The organism is Rheinheimera maricola, from assembly GCF_016918075.2.
GTDB lineage: Bacteria > Pseudomonadota > Gammaproteobacteria > Enterobacterales > Alteromonadaceae > Alishewanella > Alishewanella maricola_A.
This window is the reverse complement of the sequence record NZ_JAERPS020000004.1, coordinates 1-21127: the sequence shown is the minus strand read 5'-3', so window position 1 is coordinate 21127 and position 21127 is coordinate 1. Positions and strand designations below refer to the sequence as shown.

The following is a 21127-nucleotide window of genomic DNA, read 5'->3' as shown; positions in this document are numbered from 1 at the left end:
TTCCCGGCGCCAGATTCCTCTGGCGCCGTTTTATTGTTATAGTTTGTGGTAAAACCAAACAGGGACAACACCTTATGTTTAAACTTGCCAGCTTAGCCTGCGCGTTATTCAGCGCTGGCATCAGTGCCGCACCGGTTGTACTTAGCGATGTTAAAGGCTATGGCTTTGACAACCAGCGCCAATTACAACAATTTAGTGTACTCGTGTTTGATGACGAAAGCGGCAAGGTGCTCTCACGTGGTGATGCAGCAGTTGCTGCGCAATATCCTGCGGCGAAACGGCTCAGTGCCAATGGTAAAACCCTGTTACCCGGCTTAATTGATGGCCACGGCCATGTACTAGGTTTAGGCCAGAATCTGGCGCAGGCAGAACTGCGCGGCAGCAGCAGCGAGCAAGATGCGGTAGCGCGGGTAGCCGCCTTTGCTGCGGCCAACAAAGATGCACCGTGGATCATAGGCCGCGGCTGGAACCAGGTGCTGTGGCCGACGAATCAGTTTCCCACCTCCGCCTTGCTGGACGAAGCCATTAACGACAAACCAGTGTATTTAGAGCGGGTAGACGCGCACGCCGGTTGGGCAAACAGCAAAGCACTGGCCCTGGCCGGTATTACTAAAGACAGTATCGACCCGCCCGGTGGCGAAATAGTGCGTGACAGCAAAGGCAACCCGACCGGGGTGTTAATTGACAATGCCATGCTATTGGTGGAGCAACATATTCCATCACCAGATGCCGCCGCCAAGGCACGGGCGTTAAACGCGGCGTTTGCACACTTGTTGGCGCTGGGCATTACCAGCGTGCACGAGGCCGGCGTTGATACCGATACATTAAGGCTGTATCAGCAATTGGCGGCAGAGCAAAAGCTACCAATGCGTATTTACCCGATGTTGTCGGCACGCGACCCCCAGCTGCCACAGTGGCTAAACGCCGGCATTGTCGATGATCCGACAGATTATCTGGATATCCGCTCGGTAAAAATATACGGCGATGGCGCCCTGGGTAGCCGTGGCGCCGCCTTAATAGAGCCCTACAGCGACCAACCGTCGCAAAAAGGCTTATTGGTGACCCAGCCAGATCAGTTAACGCAGATTATGCAGCTGACCATCAATGCCGGTTTTCAAACCAATGTGCATGCCATCGGCGATTTAGCTAACCGACTGGTGCTGGATCGCTTCGAGCAATTAGTGCCAGAAGATAAGCGTGAGGCAAGCCGCCACCGGGTAGAACATGCGCAAATTGTCTCACCCAAAGACATTCCGCGCTTTGCCAAACTGCATGTATTGCCGGCGATGCAGGCGGTGCATGCCACCTCAGATAAAAATATGGCCGGTGACCGCTTAGGTGTCGCCCGCCTGCGTGGTGCCTATGCCTGGCGCAGCTTTATTGACCAGGGCAGCATTATCGTTGGTGGCTCAGATTTTCCGGTCGAACTGGCCAACGCCTTTCACGGCATTCATGCCTCAGTCACCCGGCAAAGCCAGGATAACCAACCGGTTGGCGGCTGGTTGCCAGAGCAAAAACTCAGCTTAACCGAAGCATTACGCTCGTTTACCGTTGACGCTGCCTATGGCGCCTTTCAGGAAAACAGCATGGGCACGCTGGCGCCCGGCAGCTGGGCTGACTTTATTCTGGTCGACCGCGACATCTATAACATACCTGCCGAGCAGCTGTGGCGGGTAGACGTTGAGCAAACCTACGTTAATGGTAAGCAGGTGTTTGCTAAATGATCAGTCAAAAGTGGAGCAAGCTGATCCGCTCCTTGCAGCAAAAAAAATACCGCAAAGCCGAACAGCTGTTTTTTGTTGAAGGCGAAAAAGCCGTATTAGAACTACTGGCCTCCGGCTGGCAGGTCGAGGCGGTGTTTGGCACCGAATCGTTTTTACAACGCTACTCGCAGCAATTAAAAACAGCGGCGCTGGTGCAACAATGCAGCGCCGATGAGCTGGTAAAAGTCGGTACTTTTGCCAGTAACGACGCCGCACTGGCGGTGGTAAAAATGCCGCCACAGAGCGATTTTGTGCCGCACAGCCACGGTTTTGTGCTGGTGCTGGACCAAATTAACGACCCGGGTAACCTGGGTACCATTATCCGCATTGCCGACTGGTACGGCATTAAGCATATTGTCTGCTCACCGGACACCGCCGATTGCTACAACCCCAAGGTTATCGCCGCCGCTAAAGGCTCGTTTTTACGCGTGCAGCTGCATTACCAACCGCTACAGCCGCTGCTGGCACAAGCCGCGCTGCCGGTGTACGGCGCTTATCTGGGTGGCGAGTCGGTGCATCAGCTGCGACTTAGCCAACCGGGTGGTTTTATCGTGCTTGGCAATGAAGCCAATGGTATCAGCGCAGAGTTAGAAAGCGTAATAAGCCGTAAAATCACCATCCCCGCCTTTGGCGAGGCGGAATCACTCAATGTTGGCATCGCTGCCGCGGTAATTTGCGATAATTTGCTAAGGCTTAGTTAGTAGTATCAACGGTGAAAATACTAGCAGTAGTTGCGGACTGGATTTATTAGAAGGCAAAACCCCTGCTTTCATCGCGCGTTTATCCCTTCTATCTTGTTTTTACATCCTGCTAAACTAATCAGCATTTGTCGCTAAATAAACAACATCTTTGCTATCAGTTATAAGGCAGCCTGCGGCTGCCTATAAGTTGGCTTAAACTCCTTTTCTATCACTGTCAGTGTTCTTGCAATAAAACGTTCAACAGCTGGCGGCGGAATAAAATCCGTTTTATGCTCCGGGTTAAATGCGCAGTTAAAACTCACTTTGACGTTGCATCTGCTATTGGCGACGCCGTGCTTAAGCATTAACAGCTAAGCGGCTTTGCGCTACACTGTCGCCAGTTTATATATTGCTAATTTAAGGTACTGCCCATGAGCTTTCCCAGCATTGAACATCTTGTCGGCCAAACCCGCTTGGTAAAGCTGCAACGTATGGCGGCGCATACCAAGAGTACTGTGTTATTAAAACTGGAAGGCGATAATCCGGCCGGTTCGGTAAAAGATCGGCCGGCGCTGAATATGATAGTGCAGGCCGAACGGCGCGGCAGCATAAAGCCCGGCGATCGCATTATTGAAGCCACCAGCGGCAATACCGGCATAGCACTGGCCATGGCGGCGGCGATTAAAGGCTACGCCATGACGCTGATTATGCCAGATAACGCTACCGAAGAGCGTAAAAGCAGCATGCGCGCTTATGGCGCCGAGCTTATTCTGGTGACCAAAGAGCAAGGCATGGAAGGCGCTCGCGATCTGGCGCTGCAAATGCAGGCCGATGGCAAAGGCATAGTGCTGGACCAGTTTAACAATACAGATAACCCGGCTGCGCATTATGCCAGCACCGGCCCGGAGATTTGGCAGCAAAGCCAGCAGCAAATTACGCACTTTGTCTCCAGTATGGGCACCACTGGCACCATTATGGGTGTGTCGCGTTATCTTAAACAGCAAAACCCGGCTATTCAGATTATTGGCCTGCAACCGGCCGAAGGCGCCAGCATTCCGGGTATTCGGCGCTGGCCCGAGGCGTATTTACCGGGCTTTTTTGATAAAAGCCGCGTCGATCAGATCATTGATATTAGCCAGGATGATGCCCTAACCGCCATGCGCCGCTTAGCGCGTGAAGAAGGTATCTTTGCCGGCGTCAGCTCCGGCGGCGCCGTGCACGCTGCGATACAACTGGCACAGCAATATGATAACGCCGTCATAGTGGCGATTATTTGCGACCGTGGTGACCGCTATTTATCCTCCGGTATTTTCTAGCCTATACCGTTTTTCGTCTTGCCCCGGCCAACGTCCTGTTGGCCGCTTAATTTGGCCTAAGCGCCAGATTGCGCTATCCTTTAAAGCCCTTCTGCTTTAAATCTGATACAAAATTAAGGATTTACTATGTCTTCACTTCGCAGTATCAGTCTGATTGCTGCCATCGGGCTATGCCATTTTTCTGCCCTTGCCAATGAACCCGACGATATAAAACAGCAACTGGCGGCATTAAAGGCACAAATTGCTGCGCTGGAACAACGGCTGGCCGAACAGGAAGCTGCTGACAAAAAAGCCGCCGCGATAGTGGCGCAACAATTAGCGCAACAACAGGCCGCAGCTGATGACAGCAAAAAACCACAAGACGGCATTAAGCTTGGTGGCGCTATCCGTACCAACTACAGCCACACCTCGTACAGCGACGGCAATAAAAACCGCGGCGGCGATTTTGCTTTTGATATTTTCCGGCTGAATTTAAACGGTAGCATCGGTGATGTGCTGCTAAACGCCGAGATCCGCTTTTTCGATTATATGACCGCCGTTAAATATGCTTACGTAGGCTATCAGCTGAACGAAGACTGGCAGGTGCAAGCCGGTATTACCCAGGTACCCTTTGGTAACTGGCCCTATAATTCGCATAACTATTTTTTTAGCACTAACTATTACCTTGGGCTGGAAGATGATCATGACCTGGGCCTGTTGTTTAAACGCCGATTGGCTGACAACTGGCAGCTGGATTTAGGCTTTTTTAAAAATGATGAACTCGGTGGCGTCGATGGCTATGTCAGCAGCCGCGCTGATCGCTATTCTTATGACATCGTCGGTTTTCGCCAGAGCGATGACGGCATCTATGACGACCCGGCGCAACCTCTGGGCGAGTACAACACCTTCGCCGGCCGTTTTGCTTATCAATTTGAACACAGCAACGACTTTAGCACTGAACTGGGCGTATCCGCGCTGGCCGGTGGCCTGCATAATGGCCGCAACCGGGCCGGCAGTTACAATGCCTGGGCACTGCACTTAAACAGCCATTATCAGCGCTGGAACCTGCAACTGCAGCACGGTGAATATCAGTACAACATCGACGATGTTGACCGCATGGCGGTAGGTGCCTACGCCTTCTACGACAGCATTGCCGCCCAAGCCAAAACCAGCACTATTAACCTGGCCTACAGCCTGCCCATTGAATGGGGGCCGGTTACCGGGTTGCAGTTCTATAACAACTACGGTTTAGTGTACGACAAGTCTGACAACAGCCGCGATACCATGATGAACGTAACCGGCTTTTCGGTCGCCGCCGGTGGCTTATTTACCTATTTTGATCTGGTACATGCCAGAAATCAGCCCTTTGTCGGTGGCAGTGCAGCTGGTGACAGCAGCGAAACCGAGCGTCGTTTTAACATTAATATCGGCTACTACTTTTAACCGCTGCTGCGGCTTTGCAGATAAAACAAGGACAACAGCATGACAGATTATAAAGATCCGATGATCCCGGATGGCAAAGTTAACCCGATAGACACCGATTACCAGGTAGGCCAGGATAATATCCTGGTAAAAGTGGGCCCCTTTGGCCTGGATATACATAACAGAGTGTTTTTAATCTCCGCGCTGGTGGTGGTGCTGTTTGTGGTGCTAACCATCAGCTTTCAGCAACAGGCCGAGCCGGTGTTCAGCAGCATGCGCGGCTGGCTTACCAGCAAGCTGGATTGGTTTTTTATTTCCGCCGCCAATATTTTTGTGCTGCTGTGCTTAGGCTTAATAGTGTCGCCGCTGGGCAAGGTACGCCTGGGCGGCACCGAAGCCAAACCTGATTTTGGCTACGCTGGTTGGTTTTCGATGCTGTTTGCTGCCGGTATGGGCATAGGCCTGATGTTTTACGGTGTATCTGAGCCGTTATCACACTTTAGCAGTGCTTATGGCGGCGTTAACGTTACTGACGGTGTGCGTACCGACTGGGCGCCGCTGGCCGGTGCTGCCGGCGATGCCTTAGCGGCAGAACGCTTAGGCATGGCGGCCACTATTTACCACTGGGCGCTGCACCCCTGGGCCATTTACGCTATTTTGGCGCTTGGCCTGGCGCTGTTTTCCTTTAATAAAGGCTTACCGCTGACCATCCGCTCGGTGTTTTACCCGCTGCTGGGCGAGCGAATCTGGGGCTGGCCGGGCCATATTATTGATATTCTGGCGGTATTTGCCACGCTGTTTGGTTTAGCCACCTCGTTGGGGCTGGGCGCATCGCAAGCCGCTGCCGGCTTGCATTATCTGTTCGACTGGCCGCAGGGCAGCACCATGCAAATTCTGCTGGTTATCGGCATTACTGCCATAGCCCTGGTATCGGTATTAGCAGGGCTGGAAGCCGGGGTAAAACGCCTGTCCGAAATTAATATGCTGCTGGCGGCATTATTGCTGCTGTTTGTCATTATTGTCGGGCCAACGCTGGCCATCGCTACCGGCTTTGTTGCTAACCTGGCGGCTTATCTGCAGCATTTACCGGCGCTGGCCAACCCGCTTGGCCGCGAAGATGTTAATTTCTCGCAGGGCTGGACCGCCTTTTACTGGGCCTGGTGGATCAGCTGGTCGCCTTTTGTCGGCATGTTTATCGCCAGGGTATCGCGCGGCCGTACAGTACGCGAATTTCTGATCTCGGTATTGCTGATCCCCTCGCTGGCCTGCGTATTATGGATGACAGTATTTGGCGGCACTGCCATCAGCCAGGTGGTGCAACAAGGCTATGAAGCCGCAGCCGGCGCTGAACTGCCGCTGCAACTGTTTGCCATGTTAGACGTATTGCCGCTGGCGCAAATCAGCTCCTTTATTGCCATTATTCTGGTGGTGGTGTTTTTTGTTACCTCGTCCGACTCCGGCTCACTGGTAATAGATACCATTGCCGCCGGCGGCAAGGTTAATGCGCCAACGCCACAGCGGGTATTTTGGTGCACCTTTGAAGGTCTGGTGGCCATAGCGCTTATTTTAGGCGGTGGCCTGGTGGCGCTGCAGGCGATGGCGGTATCTACCGGCTTTCCGTTTACACTGGTGCTGTTGGCATCTTGTGTGGCGGTGGTAAAAGGCCTGATGTCGGAACCCAGAGCATGAGCGCTGTGAAATTAGATCATCTTGGGAAGAGAGCAGCTTGGAAATAGAGCAAATTGAAATTCTGCAATTTCTGCAGCGGCATTCACCGTTTCAGGAGTTGCCGCCAGAGCAGCTGCTGCAGTTAGCGCAGAGTATTAATGTCGGCTACTTTCAGGCCGGCAGTGAAATACTGCGCTTTAACGAGCCGCTGCAGGCGCTGCATCTTATCCGCAGTGGCGCGGTAGAAACCTTTCGCCGTAACGGTGACTTATATAACCGTTTAAGCGAAGGCGGTATTTTTGGTGAGCAGGGCCTGCTGCGTGGCGGCAAGGTACGTTTTCCGGCCAGCGCACTGGAAGATACCCTAATCTACTTTATTCCCGACCAGGTATTTCAACAGCTGTTTGACAGCAATGAGTTTTTCGCTGATTACGTAGAGGTAGGCGATACCGAGCGGCGCAAATCTACCAAGGCAGCTAAACAAGCCGAAGCCGATTTACTTAGCGCAAAAATCAGCACCCTGCTGCAACGCGATCCGGTGTGCCTGACCAGTAGCGCCAATGTCTGGCAGGCAGCACAAACCATGACCGAGCACAGTGTGTCCTGTTTGCTTATTTTGCATGATAGCAGTGCTGAGCAAACGACTGTGCAAGGTGCTGAACCCGGTGCAGAACCAGGTACTTTGGCCGGCATCATTACCGATAGGGATATCCGCTCACGTTTAGTGGCGCCCGGGCTGAAGTCAGAAACCAGCGTGCGCGACATTATGACGACCAAATTGGTCACCATTGACCAACAGCAGTATCTGTTCGAAGCCATGATGCTGATGCTGCGTCACAATGTGCACCATCTGCCGGTATTAAAACAGGCCAAGCCGGTGGGCGTGCTGGCGTTGTCGGATATTATCCGCTACGAATCGCAAAACAGCCTGTATGTGGTAAGCAGTATTTTCCGCCAGCACTCGGTGGCCGAACTCAGTGCGCTGGGTAAAGATGTTAAAGCCTGCTTTGTGCGGATGGTAAATGAAGACGCCAACTCACAGATGATTGGCAGCGCCATGGCCGCCATTGGCCGCAGCTTTAAACAACGGCTGTTAGAGCTGGCAGAGCAGCAACTTGGCCCGCCGCCGGTGCCCTATTGCTTTTTAGCGCTGGGCTCAATGGCCCGCGACGAGCAGCTTATTGTTACCGATCAGGACAATGCGCTGATACTGCACAACAGCTTTGACCCGGCAAAGCACGATGCTTATTTTCAGCAACTGGCAGCCTTTGTCTGCGATGGCCTGGCAGCCTGCGGTTACCCCTATTGCAGCGGCAATATTATGGCCACCAACCCACAGTGGCGCCAACCGCTGCGGGTATGGCAACAGTACTTTACTGACTGGATAGCAAAGCCCGATGCCGAACGTTTGCTGCACGCCAATATCTTTTTCGATTTAGACGCCGTCTGGGGTGAAAGCCGCTGGGCCGATGAATTAAACCAGCTAAGCGCCAGCACAGCAAAAACCCGGCCGCAGTTTCTCGCCTGCATGACACGCAATGCGCTGCAGCGCACGCCGCCGCTGGGCTTTTTTAAAGACTTTGTCATGGAAAACGATGGCCGGCAAAACAACAGCCTGAATATTAAACGCCGCGGCACGGCACCGATGGCCGATCTTATTCGCGTGCATGCGCTGGCCATTGGCTCGATAGCAACCAACTCATTTGAACGGCTGCGCGATATTATCGCCGCTAAAGCACTGCCAAACGGCCGAGGGGAAGATTTGCGTGACGCCTATGAGGTGATCGCCATGACACGCATTCGCCAACAGGCACTGGCATTGCAGGCCGGCGAAACTCCCGACAACAACCTGGTGCCGGAGCGGCTATCTGAATTTGAGCGCAAGCACTTAAAAGAGGCCTTTTCGGTGCTGAGCAATGCGCAAAAATTCCTTAAATTTCATATGCGGGCCTAAGCGTGCTGTATTTAGGCCCCTCGGCTTTAAAACAACCTGCCGGCCAACAGCAAGGCCCGGCCATCAGCGACTGGCAGCAGTACTATCAACAGCAGGCCAAACTCAGCCAGCATCCGCTGCTACAGCAGTTTTATCAGGCCGGCATGGTAGCCGCCGACACGCCAATCAGTAAGGTACCTTTACTGGCGTTGGATATTGAAACCACCGGGCTTAACCCGGCTAACAGCGGCATTGTCAGTATTGGCTTGCTACCAATGGATCTCAGGCAAATTTACGCTTCAAAAGCACAGCAATGGCTGCTAAAACCGCGCTTTAGCTTAAGCGATGAGTCGGTGACGCTGCATCGTATTACCCATTCAGATATTGCACAGGCGCCAGATCTCAGCAGCGTGTTACCGCAGTTACTTCAGCTGATGGCTGGCAAAGTGGTGATAGTGCATTACCGCGGCATTGAAAGGCCATTTTTGCATGCCGCCCTCAGCGCCCGGTTAGGCCAAGGCATTTATTTCCCGGTTATTGATACAATGGCACTGGAAGCCCGACTGCACCGGCGTAAACCGTTAAGCCTGTGGCAGCAACTGCGTGGCAAACAACCGCTGTCGATCCGCCTGGCCGACAGCCGTTTGCGTTATGGCTTGCCGCCCTACCGGCCTCATCATGCCGTAACCGATGCACTGGCCTGTGCCGAGTTATTTCGCGCCCAGTTAGCAGCGCGTTTCAGCCCCGACACCCCGGTGAGCCAGTTGTGGTGTTAGACGCTTGCTTTTGTCGTAGTCAGTTGGCATAGTGCGCAAAAGCCACAACAGGTCAGACCACAATGAGCAATATAAAACCGAATAAACTACAACGCATCGTTACCAAATGCTATCAACTACCAAAATCGCTGCAGGCCTTTGCCTTAAGCGCGGTATTTGGCCGGGTAATTAAGTTTGCTGGCACCGCCGGGGTAGAAGTGTTAGAGCTAAAAGGCGCCCGCTCAGTGCTGCGGCTGAAAAACCGCAAAAAAGCCCAGAACCATATCGGTTCGGTGCATGCGGCAGCGACCGGTTTGCTGGCCGAATCTGCCACCGGCTTTTTAGTTGGCATTCACCTGCCCGACAGCAAACTGCCACTACTGAAACAAATGCAGATTGACTATATCAAGCGCTCCAGCGGTGACTTAACCGCCATCGCCAGCCTTACAGATGAGCAAATAGCTGCCATGCACAACGAAGATAAAGGCGAAGTCACCGTTGCCGTCGTCATCACCGACAGTGTCAATATTGAACCGGTAAACGCGAAAATGACCTGGGCCTGGATACCGAAAAAGCGCTAGCACAAACTAGTCTTTATCACGTTCGAGGATTTTTGGCAGTTTTCGGTGCCGCTCTTTAGCGGTATTAATGGCATCACTAAAAGCCGAAGCCAGAATGCCGGTAGGCACGGCAATAATACACACACCGGTAATCGCGGTAATACCGGCTAAAAAACGCCCCAGCGCGGTAACGGGGTAAACATCACCATAGCCAACCGTCGTTAGTGTTGCGATAGCCCACCATGCACTGCGTAAAATTGAGCCAAAAGCGTCTGGTTGATGCGGGCCTTCCACCAGATAAAGCAAAGTAGACGAGATTAGTAACAGCAAACCGGCAAAGATGGCGCTAACCAGAAGCTCATAACCTCTACTGCGCACCGCTACAAAAATACATTCCATAGCCATAGAAAACCGGCCCAGCTTGGCAAGTTGTAACACCCTAAGTAGCAATAACAATCGCAGCAAAATACCACCATTGCCCAAATAAACTGAAAAAGCCACCATTACGGCAATCAAATCGGCAATCGCCACCCAGGATAACATATAGCGCCAACGGCTACGCACTTTTTCATTCTCAATACAGGTCCAAATCCGGGCGCAGTACTCAAGCAGGAAAATAGTACCAAATATCAGCTCGGATAAACGAAACCAAGACTCATTGCCCTGGTATATAGTCTGCTCGGTTTGCAGCACTGCTGTAACAATACCAATAATAATCACCAAGGTGATCAGGGCGTTAAGCGGCGTAAGCCCCTCGCGCGGATTCAGTACCGGGTCAAGTTGCTGCGCCAACTTGCGCCGCCAGCTATGCTGAGTGGTTGTTTCCATAGGTAATTAAGGCACCCTGATTTATTATCTGGCATAAGCCTGATGCTGTTTTTATAATACGCTACCCTGATTTTATGAGCGAATGCTTTGTCATACGAATATCTGGCGCTGGCTGCTGCCACCTGTTGGGCCGTTGGCAGCCTGATGTCAGCCACCGCTTCTACTCATTTAGGTGCCTTTGCCTTTACCCGTTGGCGCATGTTGTGTGCGGCGGTGATGTTGTGGCTAATTGCCGCAGTGAGCGATGGCTGGGTAACACTGGCCATAGACAGCCTGGGTTTGCTGGTACTGTCGGGCGTTATCGGCATTTTTATTGGCGATACCGCGCTGTTCGCTGCTATGAACCGGCTGGGCCCACGCCGCGCCGGCGTGTTGTTTGCTACCCATGCACTGTTTTCTGTAGTGCTGGCGTATTTCTTCCTTGGCGAAACCCAGTGGGGCTGGACACTTATCGGCAGCAGCCTGCTGGTTAGCGGCGTAATGACAGCGATATTTTTTGGCAAACGTAAAACCGAACTGCACGCCTGGGAGGCCAACCAAAGCCAGCTGAGATCCGGCGTTGCGCTCGGCCTGCTGGCTGCACTGTGTCAGGCCGTGGCCACCTTAATGCTAAAACCATTGATGGAAACGGACATCGATGCCGTCTCTGCTAGCGCCGTGCGCATGAGCACGGCTTTTGTGCTGCACCAACTGATTTTTATGCTCGGTTTTAAAGTCGCCCGCGCATATCTGCCAATGACCAAAAAAGTGTTTTTGCTGGTGTTAGCCAATGCAGCGCTGTCGATGGTGCTGGGTATGACATTAATACTACAGGCATTGCGTCACGGCGATGCCGGTATGGTGGCGGTGTTATCCTCTGTTAGCCCGGTATTAGTACTGCCGCTACTCTGGCTGGTATATAAGCGCAGCCCGGCTTGGGGTGCCTGGCTGGGTGCTGTTCTAACGGTACTGGGAACAGTACTGATTTTGCTAAAGTAAGTACTATTAAATGCTACTTTACTGTTAACTAACTAACATCTGAACAGAAACTGAACATATAACTTGCGGTTAGTCAGTTCTTGGCACAAACTTGTTTCCAAATACACAAAAGCGTCCCCCATTATGCCCCAGAAGTTCCACTTTATCTCCGGCCTGCCGCGTTCAGGTTCTACTTTACTTGCTGGCATTTTAAGACAAAACCCACGCTTTCATGCTGCGATGAGTAGCCCAGTGGCAGGTTTGGTTAATGGTGCATTGGAGCAAATGGGCGCCGCCAGCGAGTCTTACTCATTTTTTGATGAAACTAAACGTAAGACAATTTGCCGGGCCTTGTTCGATGCCTACTACGCCGATAACACACAAGCTGCCATTTTCGACACCAATCGACAGTGGACAGCCAGGTTGCACCAGCTTGTAGAGTTGTTTGATGACTTTAAAGTTATTTGCTGTGTGCGTAACCCTGCCTGGATTATGGACAGCTTTGAAGTTATTTACCGCAAAAACCCCTTTGACTACAGCCGCATGTTTAATGCATCCAATCGGCAAACGGTATACAGCCGTTGTGACGCGCTAATTAACGGCGCGGGCGCAGTAGGTTCGGCCTGGACAGCGCTAAAAGAAGCTTACTACGGCGAATATTCTGACCGGCTGCTGCTTATTGATTACGATATTTTAACGCGTCACCCGGCACGCACTATGGAATTACTGTATCAATTTCTTGGCGAAACACCGTTTAAACATAATTTTGACCAGGTAGATTACGAAGAAAGCGAGTTTGACCAAAAGCTCGGTGTTAAAGGCTTGCACTCAGTCAGAAAAAAAGTGCAGTTCAAATCACGCCGTAGCATTTTGCCACCGGATTTGTTCGCTAAGTATCAGGATATGGATTTCTGGCAAGACACAACAGGTACCGCCGCCCACATTATTGCTGCAACTAAAACATCTGTCAGCGCAGAGTAAAGGAACGTCATCATGCAAAGAAATATTCTTACCGCCTTATCCGGCCTGTTGCTGCCACTGGCGGGATATACCATGCCGGCTGCCAGCAGCAATACTTATCAGCGCAGCTACCTGGCAGCGACCCGACAAGCAGCAGCTACCGATCTTGTACTGCCTGGCAATACGCACAAAAACAAGGCTAATCCCGCTGCCAATACTGCAGAGGATCAGCTTCAGCTGGTGCAGGCAAACCCGATTAAAGAACTGGTTATCATAGATGCGGCCGTGCCGGATAAAGCTACGTTTTATCGCGGCGTGAAACCGGGTGTAGATATTGTTGAAATAGCATCGTCTGCCGCGGGGCTGGCTCAGTTAAATGCTATCCTGGCGAATTATAACAACCTTGCAGCGCTACATATTGTGTCCCACGCCCAGGCCGGTAGTTTACAGCTAGGTAATTCGACAATTACCGCAGAGACGCTCAAAGCAGAAGTTGAAACCTTGGCTGCCTTGAATGGCGCAGTGCGCGAAGGCGGCGATTTACTGTTGTACGGTTGCGATTTGGCATCTAACGAAGCCGGTGAGGAATTGCTGGATATTGTGCAGCGCAATACGCATCTGGATGTGGCTGCATCAAACGATTTAACCGGAAACCTGGAGCTGGGCGCCGATTGGAATTTAGAAATCCAACGCGGCAATATTGAAGCGGAATTGGCGTTTTCGGAAAAGGCACTGAAGGATTTTTCGGGGGTGCTGGCGACCTATAACTTGTTCAGTTTTACCTATCACTGGACCGGTGCCAGGGTCGCAGGCCATTGCCCAGACAACTCCCCCCTTCAAGATTACGATTACACATCGTTAACCAGTGGTAGTTATATTGTCTGCGGATTCATGGGTAATAACGGCTACAACGGTACAAGTGTAAACATATCCAACTATTACGGAGCTGGTTCAGTCAATGCTTTTCTTTATCCAACCGGAGCTGCAACCTTCAAGCAAACCGATACGGGCACCAATCATATTGAAGTCAGGCGATCGAGTGGTACTTTCCAGCTGAACAGCGTGGTTGCAGCGGAGTCATTTGGAGGCGCTTATACCTTTAGCAACGTGAAAGTGATTGGTTATGTTTCGGGTGGCGGTACAGTAGAGTCCACCGCCATAACCAGTGATTCTGCAGCTGTAAATACCTTTACCTTTTCGGGTGGCAGCATGTCCGCGTTTGCGGGGGTTAACCTCACTAAATTCCGCTTGGCATTTGTGAATCAGGGCGGCTCGCATATTGGCTATCTGACCTTGCAAAGTTTTGATGCCACTCAGGACGCCACTCCCCCAACCGTATCCTCCATCAACCGTGTCACTGGTGCGCAGACGAATGCAACCAGTGTTAATTACACGGTGACCTTTAGCGAAGACGTGACCGGTGTTAATGCTTCCGACTTTACGCTGACCGCAACCGGCACTGCCTCTGGCACTATTGCCAGCGTTACTCCGGTCAGTGCTAGCACCTATACTGTTACAGTCAACAGCGTCAGCGGCAACGGCACGCTGCGGTTAGATTTGAACAATGCGGGTACTGGTATTGCGGACTCTGCCGGAAATGCGATTACCACCGGTTTTACCAGTGGCCAGATTTATACGATCGACCAGGTTGCGCCAGCAACACCTTCTACGCCCAATCTGACCGCTGCTTCGGATTCAGGTTTGTCGTCAACTGATGATATTACCAATGACACCACTCCAGCTTTTTTAGGAACAACTGAGGCGAGTGCAACGGTGACTGTAATTTCATCGCTCTCTGGAACCTTGGGCACTACAACGGCTAACGGCGCGGGCAACTGGCTTTTTACCGCAGGCGCCACAGCACCCGGTACGCATACTATTACGGCTACTGCTACGGATGCCGCCGGTAATGTAAGTGCGGCATCGTCCGGACTAGTTATCACAATTGATACCACCGCGCCCACCGCCTCCATTGTGGTTGCTGATACTGCACTGAGCATAGGTGAAACCTCGCTGGTGACTATCACCTTTAATGAAGCGGTGACGGGTTTTACCAATGCAGACCTGGGCATAGCCAATGGCACGCTAAGTGCTGTTAGTAGCTCGGATGGCGGCATTACCTGGACGGCAACATTGACACCAACAGGCAGCACTGCCGATACAACCAACGTCATAACGTTGGATAACACCGGCGTAGCTGATGCGGCAGGCAATGCCGGCACTGGTACCACCGACTCTAATAACTATGCGATAGATACCGTGCGCCCAACCGTTTCTATTGTGGTCGCTGATACTGCACTGAGGATTGGTGAGACCTCGCTGGTAACTTTCACATTTAGTGAAGCGGTTACTGGCTTTACTATCGCTGATATAACAGTCGCCAACGGTGCGCTGAGCGGCCTGTCGAGTGCCGATGGCGGCATTACCTGGACCGCTACCTTAACACCCACGGCCAGTGTTACCGATACTTCTAATATCATAACCTTGGACAACACCGGAGTGTCAGATGTAGCGGGTAACACCGGAACGGGCACTACAAATTCCAACAATTATGCAATTGATACAGTTCGGCCTACTGCAACCATTGTAGTTGCAGACACCAACTTGTCAGCGGGCGAAACGTCACTAGTAACAATCACGTTTAGTGAGACAGCCACCGGGTTTTCCAATGCCGATTTAACCATTGCGAATGGAACCCTAAGTGCGGTGAGTTCCTCGGATGGTGGCATTACCTGGACAGCGACATTAACGCCAGCCGTCAGCACCACCGATGCGAGCAATGTGATCACTCTGGATAATACCGGTGTCGCTGATACAGCGGGGAATGCAGGAACTGGTACTACCGAATCCAACAATTACGCCATCGATACCGCGGATCCTACTGTAACTTCCGTTACCGTTCCGGCAAACGCGACTTACATTAGCGGGCAAAACCTTGATTTTACGATTAACTTTAGTGAAAACATTACGGTAAACACTGGCGGTGGTACACCGCAATTGGCCATTACCGTGGGCGCGACAACCCGACAGGCTATCTATATTAGTGGTAGCGGTACCTCGGCGATACTGTTCCGCTATACCGTGCTAGCTGGAGATAGCGACACGGATGGTATTAGCATTGGTACCCTGGCTGCCAATGGCGGCACCTTACGAGATGCCGTAAATAATGATGCCACGCTAACCTTAAATAGCATAGGAGCAACCACCGGCGTGTTGGTTGATGCCGCAGCACCTACTGTGGCTTCCGTTACCGTTCCGGCAAACGCGACTTACATTAGCGGGCAAAACCTTGATTTTACGATTAACTTTAGTGAAAACATTACGGTAAACACTGGCGGTGGTACACCGCAATTGGCCATTACTGTCGGCGCGACGACTCGGCAGGCCACCTATATTAGCGGTAGCGGTACCTCGGCGATACTGTTCCGCTATACCGTGCTAGCTGGAGATAACGACACTGATGGTATTAGCATTGGTACCCTGGTTGCCAATGGCGGCACCTTACGAGATGCCGTAAATAATGATGCCACGCTAACCTTAAATAGCGTAGGAGCAACCACAGGCGTGCTGGTTGATGCCTCAGCACCTACTGTGGCTTCCGTTACCGTTCCGGCAAACGCGACTTACATTAGCGGGCAAAACCTGGATTTTACGATTAACTTTAATGAAAACGTTACGGTAAACACTGGCGGTGGTACACCGCAATTGGCCATTACCGTGGGCGCGACAACTCGCCAGGCAAACTACACCAGCGGCAGCGGCACCTCGGCATTACTGTTTCGCTACACCGTACAAGCCGGAGATAACGACACAGATGGCATTAGCATTGGCTCCTTGTCTGCCAATGGCGGCACTTTAAGAGATACAGGCAACAACGACGCTGCACTAACCTTAAATGGTGTAGGTGCAACCACCAGCGTGCTGGTTGATGCGGTAGCGCCTGATGCGCCTTCAACACCGGATCTGGATGCAGCCTCTGATACGGGTGCCTCTAGCAGCGACAATATTACCTTCGACACAACACCAACCTTTGTTGGTGTTGCAGAGGCCAATAGCACCGTCACCGTAATATCTTCGATTAGTGGCACTTTGGGTAATACTGTGGCCGATGGCTCAGGTAATTGGTCATTTACAGGCGCCGGCTTGGCGGCAGGCGACCACAGCATTACTGCGCAAGCTGCTGATGCTGCAGGTAATACATCGGCGGCGTCTGCTGCGCTTAGTATTACTATCGACACCACTATACCGGCTTTAAATTTTGTCAGTTTTGATCAAAACACGATAACTAACGCAAATCAGACAGCTCTGAGCGCGACGCTTAACGGTGCTGAAATTAGCACTACAGCCAGCTACAGTGTAAGCAGCAGTGGCGGCGGAACAGCCGTAACGGCCTCTAACCTAGCGATTACTGATGCGGCGCAACAATTTACCGGCATAGATGTGTCAGGCTTGGCTGATGGTTCGCTTGAACTTAGTTTTACATTGACAGACACCGCCGGCAATAGCCGTAATTACACGACTTATCTAAGCAAAGATTTGGCAGCGCCGGTAAATAATGTGCCGGCATCGGTTAGTGTCAGCACAGTAGAAACACTGGCATTTGTTGGCGCAAACCTGGTCAGCGTAACTGAAACAAGCGAACTGACCACCATTATTAGTGCTGCCAGCGGCGAATTTTACGTCGATGAAAATGCTGCAGCCTGCATGACTATTGACGGCAACAACAGCAATTCGGTATCCATTTTCGGCTTCGCGTCGAATGTGAATGATGTGTTGGCTACGCTGGTCTACACACCGGCGGCAGCCGGCAACTACGACATCACGGTTGTATCAACCGATATCTATGACAATGTCGATACCGATATCATTGCCCTGACAGTTACCGCTACAACCTTACTGGCAACATCAGCGCTAGACATCGGCCTGGATGCCACCATAGACACCGACTTTGATACCGACAAAAACGACGGTGATGGTTTAAGCCTGCGTGAAGCGCTGCATTATGCGCGCAGCGGCGATACCATTACCTTTGACTTTGACAGCGCAACTGCTGGCAAGCAGGGTGGCACTATTACCTTAAATGGCGCGGTGCTGGAACTGGCTCACAGTGGCGTCACGATTAATGGCGATGTAAACGATGACGGCGCGGCAGATGTGACCCTATCAGGCAGCAACAACAGTGGCTTGTTATCGATAAATGCCAGTGTTACCGACATTGCCATTCAGGCAATGACACTAACAGGTGGCTCTGCAGCATCTGGCGGCGCGATTTTAATGGCTGCTGACAGTAGTTTAACGCTGCAGGATTCTCAGATCAGCGACAATAACGCAGTATCTGGCGGTGCCTTTTATGTCAGCCAGGGTTCAAGCCTGACGATAATTAACTCAGCGCTTAGCGGCAATAATACCGATTCTCACGGCGGGGCCATTTTCCTGACAGGCAATGGCACTTCGCTTAATCTGATTAGCAGCACGCTAAACGCTAACTTCACATCAGGTGCCGGTGCAATGGGCGGCGCTATTTATGCTGAGCTTGGCGCAACGTTAACCAGCGTAAACAGTACTCTGAGTGGCAATAGCACACGAGCAGATATTAGTGCAGGTGGCGCGGTGCGCCTTAGTGATGCAACCGGCAATTTTTATAACAGCACCATAGTGGGTAATGCTGCAGGAGGCACCACCGGAGGTGTTTCGGCCAATAGCACAGTGAATTTTATTAATACTGTGGTGGCAGGCAACATGGCAGGCATCAATGCATTGCCAGGAGCTAATGGCTCGCCACTGGCAACCGACGGCACGCTAGCCGACACCAGTGGGCCTGTTGCCAGCGCCACCAACAGCTACTTTAGTAGTTTTGTTGATATTGTCATTGACACCAACAGCCTGAACGACCAGGGCACTGACAATCTGCTGCTAGGCGATTTGGCTCTAAACGCAGCCGGTAAAGTACTCACGCACCGGCCATTGACAGGCAGCGCCTTAGTTGGCGCAGGTAGCAACGCTAACCTACCGCTTGATACTTACGACCTGGATAACGACAGCAATACAGCCGAGGCGCTACCGGTAGATGCCAATGGCAGTGCCCGTGTCAGCGGCACTGTTGATATCGGCGCCGTAGAAGGTAACGCGACACCGGTGCTGAGTAATGTTGATGGTGGTTTTAACTATGTTGAAGGTGACGTTGGCGTGCCAATAGACAGCAATGCCACGGTAAGCGATGCCGATTTAGACGCACTTAATGGCGGCGCCGGAAATTATAGTGGCGCTCAGCTGATTCTGGTACGCCAAGGGGGCGCGATAAGCACCGACGTCTTTGGCTTTAACGATGGTAATGGTATCAGTTTGGTGAGTAACGCACTGCTGAAAAACGGTCAAGCTATTGCCTACATTAACAACAGCATTGCAGGCCAAGTGAGTCTGGACCTCACCGATTTACAAGGCGAAACCCCCACCAGTGCCGATGCTAATGCGATATTGCAACAACTTACCTTTAGCTCCAGCAGCAATGAACCCGGCAGTGAAGCCAGCATCAGTATTACCTTTACTGATAACGAGGGGGCCAGCGCCAATGCTACTGCCATACTTACCATAACTGACGTTAACGACCCGCCGGTATTTACTGTAACGGCGTTAAACCCAACGTATACCGAGAACGGTGCAGCGGTAGAGGTATTCTCTAACGCCTCCGGCAATGCGGTAGAGTCCAGCCAGGAAATTGAAGTATTTTATCTAAGCATTACCAACGTCGTTGATGCTGAAAATGAAATTCTTACCATCTATGGCGAGAGCTTACCAATGGTAACGCGGCAAGATATTAGCTCGGCAAGGCCCCTGCCTCCGCTGGAGCGGCGTGCGGCAACAGCCGGCCAACCGCTATTCTTTGATGTAGCACTTACGGGCACTACCGCCACTATCACTATCCTAGCTGCCGATATCGATCCGGTTAACATGCCGGCTGTTATTAACAGTATTACCTATCAAAATATCAGTGAAAACCCAGGTACCGCTGACAGAGTACTTACCTTAATCCGTGCAGTGGACAGCGGCGGTTCCAACAACGGCGGTTCAAACAGTGGCGTGGTGAACATCGCATCCACTATCACCGTTAACGCAGTTAATGATGCACCTGCCATTAGCGGCAGCCCGACCACTGTCGTGGCACAAGATAGCAACTATATCTTTGTACCCACCGCCAGTGATGTAGATACCGGCGATACCCTAACGTTTAGTATTGCCAACCAGCCTACATGGTCTAATTTCGATGTTACCACCGGTGCCTTAACCGGCACGCCAGGCAATGCAGATGTCGGCATTACCACAGATATCGTTATTTCAGTGTCGGATGGCAGTTTAACTGCCACCCTGCCGGCATTTAGCCTAAGCGTGACCAACATTAATGATGCGCCTACTATTAGCGGCAACCCGGCAACCACCGTTACGCAGGACTCGGCTTATAGCTTTGTACCCGCAGCAGCAGATGCGGATGTCGGTACTACGTTAACCTTTAGCATTATCAACCAGCCTGCATGGTCTAATTTCGACGTTGCCACCGGCGCCCTAACCGGTACGCCAGGCAATGCTAATGTAGGCATAACAACGGGAGTGGTGATTAGTGTATCTGATGGCGAGTTATCAGCGACATTACCCGCCTTCAACCTAACGGTAACCAACGTAAATGACGCACCGACCATAAGCGGCACGCCAGCTACGCGCGTTACGCAAGATGCGCTTTACAGCTTTATTCCAACCGCTGAGGATATTGATGGTGACAACCTAACCTTTAGCATTAGCAATAAGCCGGACTGGGCCGCATTTGATACCACAAACGGCGCCTTAACCGGCACACCAACTAATACACATGTTGGTGAAACGGCAAATATTGTTATTAGTGTCTCTGATGCTGATTTAACCGCCTCATTGCCGGCATTTAGTATCACCGTTGATAACACGAATGATGCACCAGTAATTAGTGGTGCACCGGCGACTACAGTGGCGCAAGATGCCGCTTACAACTTCACCCCAGCCGCATCTGATGCGGATAATGACAGCCTAACCTTTAGCATTACCAACAAACCAAGTTGGGTAAGCTTTGATACGGCAACCGGCAGCATGACAGGTACGCCATCAAATGCTGACGTGGGTACAACAGCGGCTATTGTTATCAGCGTATCAGACGGCGAGTTCAGTGCCGCACTGCCGGCGTTTAACCTGACCGTTACCAACGTCAACGATGCACCGGTTATTAGCGGCACCCCGGCCACCGCGGTACTTAAAGACACCGCCTACAGCTTTGTGCCTACGGCAAG

General features: G+C 51.9%; 12 protein-coding genes. 11 read left to right on the top strand and 1 reads right to left on the bottom strand.

The features are described 5' to 3' along the window. Positions 1–74: 74 nt before the first annotated feature. The 8 genes from I4W93_RS11380 (at position 75) to I4W93_RS11345 (ending at position 10097) form a co-directional block, all read left to right on the top strand. Positions 75–1724 carry an amidohydrolase gene (locus I4W93_RS11380; protein ID WP_205311664.1) on the top strand — a complete coding sequence of 550 codons (1650 nt, stop codon included), beginning with the start codon at positions 75–77 and terminating at the stop codon, positions 1722–1724. Continuing rightward, complete coding sequence (locus tag I4W93_RS11375) at positions 1721–2464, top strand: TrmH family RNA methyltransferase (RefSeq protein ID WP_205311665.1); 744 nt, start codon at positions 1721–1723, stop codon at positions 2462–2464. The genes I4W93_RS11380 and I4W93_RS11375 overlap by 4 nt, the downstream gene beginning before the upstream one ends. A 410-nt stretch (positions 2465–2874) precedes the next feature. Further along, on the top strand, positions 2875–3759 hold the full coding sequence (gene cysM, locus I4W93_RS11370; RefSeq protein WP_205311666.1) for a cysteine synthase CysM: 885 nt from the start codon (positions 2875–2877) through the stop codon (positions 3757–3759). 126 nt (positions 3760–3885) lie between these two features. Beyond that, a complete protein-coding gene (locus I4W93_RS11365) occupies positions 3886–5181 on the top strand; it encodes a porin (protein WP_205311667.1) in 1296 nt (431 codons plus the stop codon). A 39-nt stretch (positions 5182–5220) separates the two neighbouring features. Next, complete coding sequence (locus I4W93_RS11360) at positions 5221–6849, top strand: BCCT family transporter (protein WP_205311668.1); 1629 nt, start codon at positions 5221–5223, stop codon at positions 6847–6849. Positions 6850–6886: 37 nt separating this feature from the next. Further along, positions 6887–8782: a DUF294 nucleotidyltransferase-like domain-containing protein gene (locus tag I4W93_RS11355; RefSeq protein WP_205311669.1), complete on the top strand. Its 1896-nt coding sequence runs from the start codon at positions 6887–6889 to the stop codon at positions 8780–8782. A 2-nt stretch (positions 8783–8784) separates the two neighbouring features. Beyond that, a complete protein-coding gene (locus I4W93_RS11350) occupies positions 8785–9537 on the top strand; it encodes a 3'-5' exonuclease (RefSeq protein WP_205311670.1) in 753 nt (250 codons plus the stop codon). Positions 9538–9599: 62 nt separating this feature from the next. Next, a complete protein-coding gene (locus I4W93_RS11345) occupies positions 9600–10097 on the top strand; it encodes a DUF4442 domain-containing protein (protein WP_205311671.1) in 498 nt (165 codons plus the stop codon). A 6-nt stretch (positions 10098–10103) separates the two neighbouring features. On the opposite strand, the gene I4W93_RS11340 is transcribed toward I4W93_RS11345, so the two are convergent. Further along, positions 10104–10904, bottom strand: coding sequence for a potassium channel family protein (locus I4W93_RS11340; protein ID WP_205311672.1), 801 nt, complete (start codon positions 10902–10904; stop codon positions 10104–10106). A gap of 87 nt (positions 10905–10991) precedes the next feature. Here I4W93_RS11340 and I4W93_RS11335 point away from each other — a divergent pair, with 87 nt between their 5' ends. The 3 genes from I4W93_RS11335 to I4W93_RS11325 all read left to right on the top strand — a co-directional run. Beyond that, complete coding sequence (locus I4W93_RS11335; RefSeq protein WP_205311673.1) at positions 10992–11882, top strand: DMT family transporter; 891 nt, start codon at positions 10992–10994, stop codon at positions 11880–11882. 123 nt (positions 11883–12005) lie between these two features. Next, positions 12006–12842 (top strand): sulfotransferase family protein, encoded by an 837-nt coding sequence (locus I4W93_RS11330; protein ID WP_205311674.1) that lies wholly within the window; start codon positions 12006–12008, stop codon positions 12840–12842. A 12-nt stretch (positions 12843–12854) separates the two neighbouring features. Then, on the top strand, positions 12855–21127 hold an 8273-nt coding region (locus tag I4W93_RS11325; protein WP_224673398.1), incomplete at its 3' end, for an Ig-like domain-containing protein.